This is a genomic window from Flexivirga caeni, from assembly GCF_003724155.1.
GTDB lineage: Bacteria > Actinomycetota > Actinomycetes > Actinomycetales > Dermatophilaceae > Flexivirga > Flexivirga caeni.
This window is the reverse complement of record NZ_RJJQ01000019.1, coordinates 99,981-106,250: the sequence shown is the minus strand read 5'-3', so window position 1 is coordinate 106,250 and position 6,270 is coordinate 99,981. Positions and strand designations below refer to the sequence as shown.

Below are 6,270 nucleotides of genomic sequence, written 5' to 3'. Positions count from 1 at the left end.
GGCAGATCCCACGGCCATCACCGGGCAATTCTCGTGACCGTCACCGGGCAGGTCTCACGACCGCCCCTGGGCAGAAATCACTGGCCCTTGACAGTTTCGTCCCGGACGAGGATCTCTCCAGGTCTCGGGGCTGGGACAGCAGCGTGCCGCAATTGGAGGACTTCGGGCCCCCGGGCTCGCTGATCGCCACCTGGGTCACCGTGGTCGTCATGTGCGGTCCTTCCTGGTGGTACGGGCACGTTCGTTCAGGTGTGTGCGCAGCCGCGATACGGTCCGGTCGTTCACCTTGCGGATCAGCGCCACCACGATCGGGTGAAGCCCCGCCGTGGCGATCTGTTGGGCGAATTCAGCGCCAAACCCCGAACTCGCACCGGTCACGAGAGCCGTGCTGCCGCGATAGGTAACAGGGTGTGCGTTTCGGAACATGAGGTTTCCCGCGGACCTGTGGAGGGAGATCGGGTGGGTCAAACGCCCGCAAACGCTTGACCCACCCGAGTTATTGGGTCAGCCGGTGAACGGCTCGCCGCCACCGTTGAGCGCGGTGTGCAGGAAGTCGATCGCCAGCTTGCGGGCGACATTGGCGGCCTTGGTGTCGCGCAGGCTGTCCAGCAGCAGGAAGTCGTGGACCATGCCGGCGACGCGCACCGAGGTGACGTCGACGCCTGCTTCGCGCAGCTTGTTGGCGTACTGCTCGCCCTCGTCACGCAGCACGTCGGCCTCGTCGGTGATTACCAGGGTGGTCGGCAGCCCCTTGAGCTCATCGAGGGTCGCCTGCAGCGGGGAGGCGTACTTCTCGGCCCGCTTTGCCGGGTCGGTGGTGTAGGCGTCCCAGAACCACTTCATCCCGTCACGGGTCAGGTAGTAGCCGTCGGCGAACTGGATGTATGACGGGGTGTCGAAGTCGGCGTTGGTCACCGGGTAGAGCAGTGCTTGTGCCTTGAGGTCCAGGCCGCCACGGTCCTTGTTCATCAACGCGAAGACAGCCGACATGCACCCACCGACGGATTCGCCGGTGACCGCCAGACGCGAGGTGTCGATGCCGTGCTCCGCGCCGTGCTCGGCCACCCACTGGCCGACGGCGTAGTTCTGCTCGACCTGGGTCGGGTAACCCTTCTCCGGCGCCCGGTCATAGATGGGGAAGATGCCGGTGGCGCCGGCACCGACGGTCAGTTCGCGGAAGAGCCGGTCGTGGGTCTTGTCGTCACCGAACACCCAGCCGGCGCCGTGGATGTAGAACAGCCCGGGCAGTGCGCCCGTGGCGCCCTTGGGTCGGATGATGCGGGTGCGGACGGTGCCCCATTCGCCGGCATCGATGTCGACCCATTCCTCGTCGACGTCCGGACGCTCGACGCCTTCTCCGCTCTGCAGGTCGGCGAGGATCTTGCGGCCTTCCTCCGGCGGGACCTCGTAGATCCGCGGGTGCGGGGCGGTGGCATCGGCCAACTCGTTGGCTGCCGGCTCCAGGTAGGGCGTGATGGGTGCAGGAATCTCGGACATCGTGTTGCTCCTTCGTGGGATGGGTAAGGTAGCGCTCAGGGATGAGGCGCCAGTCAGTCAGACGCGGCCGGAGCTTGCAGTTCGGTGATGAGTCGCCGCGCGAGTTGCTCTGAGGACTGGGGGTTTTGGCCGGTGTAGAGGTTGCGGTCGACGACCACGTGGGGACGTAGTGGTAGGCCCTTGGAGTAGTCGGCGCCGGCTTCCTTGAGCCGGTCTTCCAGCAGCCATTTGGCCTTCCAGGCGAACTTGTTGAGGCGTTCTTCGCGGTTGGACAGGCCGGTCATGTGGTAGCCCTGGAACGGCCAACTGCCGTCCGGGTTTTTCGCGGCCAGGGAGGCTGCGGGTGCGTGGCACAGCAGCGCCAGCGGACGGCCGGACGCCAGGCGTTTGGTGAGCAGCGCGCCGGAGACCTCGTCGACCGTCAGGTCCTCCATCGGGCCGTGGCCGCCGGAGTAGAAGACCAGGTCGAAGTCGCCGGGATCCATGTCGGACAGGTTCGCCGGATGGTCCAGCACCGGCTGCAACCGTTCCACCTCGGCAGCGACCTTCTTGGTCTTGGACGGCAGGCCGCCCGAGATACCGAGGCTGAGCTTGTCGATCACCGGCTGCTTACCCTCGGGGGTTGCGACCGTGACGTCGAAACCGGCGTCGACGAAGAGCTGGTAGGGGACCGCGAATTCCTCGGCCCACACGCCGGTCGGGTGCAGCGTGCCGTCGTTCAAGGTCCAGTGACGTGCCGCCGAGAGCACCATCAGTACAGATGTCATGACTCAATCTCGTTTCGCCGCAGGCGAGTCTCATCGCGCGGGAAACGACACGGGCACGGGGATGTGGAGGGCGTTCTGGCACTCGGTGAACACGTCCAACCGCAGCGGTCGCTTGGGCTTGAGGGATCGGATGTCGTCGCTCAACCTCCCCGACCCCAGCTCAAGGCCCACGTCCCCCGGCAGCAGGTCGCTGCCGAAGACCAGGTTGTTGGTCTGGCTGAGCGTCTGGTTCCACCCGCCGTTCAGTTCGGTGTATGACGTGAGAGTCGACACGCTCTCCCCGCTGGCGACCTTCTTCTGCTTCGGGGTCGCCACCGACAAGGCAATGTCGGTGCCCCCGTCGTCGTTGGCGACCCGGCCCGTGGCGCGACGTGCGTCGATGTCGATGTCAATGTCGGTGACCCACTTGGGGAACCCGTAACCGTCGTGCCCGCGCACCTGGGCGATCTCGGTGTTCACTGGAAGGGAGAGCACGTAGGTGTACAAGTGGTCGTTCCCCAAGGCGGCCAGCAAGTCGACGGGCGGGAGGTTGCCGTGTCGCACTTCCTTGACCGCGATCCCGACGGTGGCCTCGGTGTAGAAGTCGATGTCGCACACGTCGTAGCGGAAGATGATGACGGAGAACAGCCCGAGTCCGGGCGCGACGGTCAGCGGGTCCAGAGCGTCCGGCAGCCGGCTACGCAGCGCCTTGGTCGGTGCGACGAAGCTGATCTGCGCCTTCGACATGGCGTAGTAGAAGTTCGGTGTGCTCGTGGTTCCGATCGCCGACTCGACCTTCGTCTTCGGCAGCGTGCGGAAGAAGTCGACGGTGCTGACCCGCGGGTCAGCCTCCACGACATCCAGATCGGTGTCCATGCGGTAGCGGGCAAAGAGCCCGTCGCACGGCACGCTCACCTTCCTGCTGCCGAGCTCCACCTCAACAGTTTGTGTATCCGTCATCATCCATGCCCTTCTCGCGATGGCCGGCAGGGTCTCCCACAGGCAATGTAATCAATGCTAACATTAGGGATATCGAAGTACGGCGCGCCGCGGAATGCCGCAGCGACTCAGCCTTTCCCGTGCTCGGCCCGCAGGGCGGCGACGCCTGAGCGGTACGTGGTGGTCTCGAAGCCGGGGAAGGCTTGCTTGAACTTGTCGGACACGAAGATCGTGTCGACGGCATACCGCGGCAGGAGTGCCCGGAACTCGCGAGCACCCTTGTTGACGAGACTGCCCACGAAAAACGCAGGCTTGGACATCACCGCATAGTCGGCATCGCGACCCCACTCCTCCGAACACAGCTGCACGAGCTGCGCGTAGGTCGGGTGGTCGTCGGCACACGGCAGATGCCACGTCTGACCGAATGCCGAGGGGGTGTTGCCGATCAGCGCCATCCCCCGGCTGGCGTCCGGGGTCCAGATCAACGTCCTTCGGGTGTCGTCCCGCAACGGAACCCGTGCCTTCTTGCCCTCGGCCAACCTGTCGAAGACCAGCGTGTTCGTCAGGCTCTGCGTCTTGCCCGGTCCGTAGAACTCCGGCGCGCGGCAGATGGCTGCCTCCACGCGACCGGCATCCATCGCGTCCAACAACATCGTGGCGATGTACGCCCGGGTCTGCGCCTTGCTGCCCACCGGCTCGAACGACGTCCGCTCGGTCTGTGGCTGGCTGGTCATCGGGTACATGTAGGTGTTGTCGAAGAACACCAGCTTGGTCCCGTGCTTGGCGCAGGCGGCGATCGCGTTCTCCATCATCACCGGGAACTGCTCCGCCCAGAGCTTGGCGTCGGGCGGCAGCCCAACGGTGAAGTACGCCACGTCGCTGCCGGCCACGGCGGCCTCGGTCGCCTCGGGGTCCATCAGGTTCGCTGCCATCAGGTCGTCGGAGTCATGCAGGCGCTTCGGACTCCGGCTGACCAGCCGTAGCTCACTCGTGTAGCTGCGGTGCAGCTCGTGGGCCAGCTCCGACCCGATCTGTCCGTTCGCGCCCAGAATCGTCTGCACGGCTTGGTCCTTTCGATTGCACAGTGCTCGCCCTTGGAGCCGAGGTGCACGCACACTGCGCCGATTGCCCCTGACCCGTTCGCACCGAGCCCTCAGGATCGAGCATGTTAACAGTGCTCGCATTACGGTACGAGGCAATGTATGCAGTGTCAACACTGGGTTGGGTAGTGGCAGGTGCCGCTCGCCCGGAGCTGGCCGTGGCCCTTGTTGTCGATGCCCGCATCGGCGCCGTGGAGGACACGGCCGGACGCAGAGTCGCTCGTCTCTCATTCGGGACCCCACCTCTCATTCCGGATGCGTCATCGATCGGTCGTGTCGACCGTAAGGCGAGACGTAGGGTGTTCACCATGGTCACGAGCGACTCGGATGAGGTAGATCACGACACGCGATCGCGCGAGATTGCGATCGTGCAGTACCCGGATTGCCAACTCGCGGCCGTCTACGGCCTGACCGACGTCTTTCGCATAGCGACTGAGCAGCTGGCACTTGCGGGGCGGTCGAACGAGCACATCCGGGTGAGTCACTGGGTCTGGTCCGAGGAGGCCGTCACATGCAGCTATGACTCACACCCTGGGACACCGCACAAGCCGTCGCACGTGCTGTTCCCGCCCAGCTTGATACCTCCCGAGCGGATGAGCACCGTTCGGGCGCTGCGCGATTGGGCACTGGAGCAGCGCCACAACGGTGCCACGCTCTGCGCGCTGTGCGCCGGCGTCTTCGTGCTGGCCGAGACGGGGGTGCTGGAACGCCGGCACGCGACAACGCATTGGGCCTTCGTCGACGAGTTCAAGAAGCGATTCCCGGGCGTGCTTCTCGACGCCGAGCAGATGGTGATCGACGAAGGGGACGTCGTCACCGCGGCCGGGATCATGGCGTGGCTCGACCTGGGGTTGTCAATCGTCGAGTCGATGCTGGGGCCGAGCATCATGCTGCGTACGGCGAAGTTCATGATCGCCGACGCCCCACGGTCCCAACAGCTTCCCTACATCGAATTGCTGCCCTCGACCGAGCATCACGACGAAGTGGTGCGGCTCGCGCAACAAACACTCGATCTGGAGTTGGCCTCGGCGCCGTCCCTCGCCCACCTCGCGAACGTGACAGCCACGCATCCCAGAACATTGCAGCGACGATTCCTGCAGGCGACCGGGCTCTCGATCACCCAGTACGCCCAACGCCTGCGCATCGAACGAGCGACGTACGCCCTTGCCACGACACAAGATTCGTTCGAGAAGATCGCCCACTCCGTGGGGTATGACGACCCCACCACCCTCCGACGGCTCATCCGGCGCGAGACCGGCCTCAGCCCGGCCGAACACCGCCGCAAGTTCAGCACCGCCAGTGCGACCGCCCAGTAGCCAGCTGTAACTCCAATTCGACACAAGACTCACTGCATTTACGCGACTGACGGAGATGTGCCGCGCCGCCCCGGAACGCTTTGCTGAGCGCGAGCCTCGACCTCTCATTCTATCTGGAATTCGAAGCCTGTCTGCTGCAGACGAAGGGCTCCAGAACAGCGCGGCCGAGGGATGCTGAAGTTCAAGCTACAGTCGGTTCGCAATACCGCTACCGAGCCCGGGAAGTGGGACATCGTCCGGCGTGTAGTCCACAGTTGTCGGATATTGCCGGTTTACTTGAATGTGTCGGTGGCAGGCGATCGCACCCGAACGGAGCGATCTATGGATATGGCGCAACTGCCTTCGACCGGGGCAAGCGATGTGATCGCGCGCGTCAACTCACGCGTCACGGTTGCCACAACCTCGTCCTGGCCAGCGAATCTCCACGAGCTCTTTCAACGGTATGAAGACCAGACGGGCGTGGTCGCCGTCGGACAAGCAGCCTGCAAGCTCGGTGCGACTTGTACTGCAGAAGAACCGTTCAAGATCGCTGATCAGCAAGACTCCCTTTTACCGGTGCTGCCCTCGCAGCCCATGTAGTTGGTTCGGCATTCGATGCCGTTCTATCGCAGACAGGGTTCATACCTCGCGGGGAGCGAAAGGCGCTTCGGACGACCGTTCAAAAATGCAATG

Annotated in this window: 7 protein-coding genes; 2 read left to right on the top strand and 5 right to left on the bottom strand. The window is 64.5% G+C overall.

Annotated features, from left to right (window positions below; translation table 11 throughout):
• Positions 1–207 precede the first annotated feature (207 nt).
• The 5 genes from EFY87_RS20400 to EFY87_RS16490 all read right to left on the bottom strand — a co-directional run bounded on the left by EFY87_RS20400 (position 208) and on the right by EFY87_RS16490 (position 4,243).
• Entirely contained in the window at positions 208–378 is a 171-nt protein-coding gene (locus EFY87_RS20400) for a hypothetical protein (RefSeq protein WP_158607687.1), read from the bottom strand.
• 126 nt (positions 379–504) lie between these two features.
• Positions 505–1,497 (bottom strand): alpha/beta hydrolase, encoded by a 993-nt coding sequence (locus tag EFY87_RS16505; RefSeq protein ID WP_123272587.1) that lies wholly within the window; start codon positions 1,495–1,497, stop codon positions 505–507.
• A 53-nt stretch (positions 1,498–1,550) separates the two neighbouring features.
• Positions 1,551–2,264 carry a type 1 glutamine amidotransferase domain-containing protein gene (locus tag EFY87_RS16500; RefSeq protein WP_123272586.1) on the bottom strand — a complete coding sequence of 238 codons (714 nt, stop codon included), beginning with the start codon at positions 2,262–2,264 and terminating at the stop codon, positions 1,551–1,553.
• Positions 2,265–2,294: 30 nt separating this feature from the next.
• Positions 2,295–3,179, bottom strand: coding sequence for an acetoacetate decarboxylase family protein (locus tag EFY87_RS16495; RefSeq protein ID WP_245988708.1), 885 nt, complete (start codon positions 3,177–3,179; stop codon positions 2,295–2,297).
• A 131-nt stretch (positions 3,180–3,310) separates the two neighbouring features.
• Complete coding sequence (locus EFY87_RS16490; RefSeq protein ID WP_123272585.1) at positions 3,311–4,243, bottom strand: NAD-dependent epimerase/dehydratase family protein; 933 nt, start codon at positions 4,241–4,243, stop codon at positions 3,311–3,313.
• A gap of 347 nt (positions 4,244–4,590) precedes the next feature.
• Between EFY87_RS16490 and EFY87_RS16485 the strand changes: the two genes are divergently transcribed.
• Positions 4,591–5,598: a GlxA family transcriptional regulator gene (locus tag EFY87_RS16485; RefSeq protein WP_158607686.1), complete on the top strand. Its 1,008-nt coding sequence runs from the start codon at positions 4,591–4,593 to the stop codon at positions 5,596–5,598.
• Between the two features lie 321 nt (positions 5,599–5,919).
• Complete coding sequence (locus tag EFY87_RS20100; protein WP_148043380.1) at positions 5,920–6,177, top strand: hypothetical protein; 258 nt, start codon at positions 5,920–5,922, stop codon at positions 6,175–6,177.
• Positions 6,178–6,270: the final 93 nt, after the last annotated feature.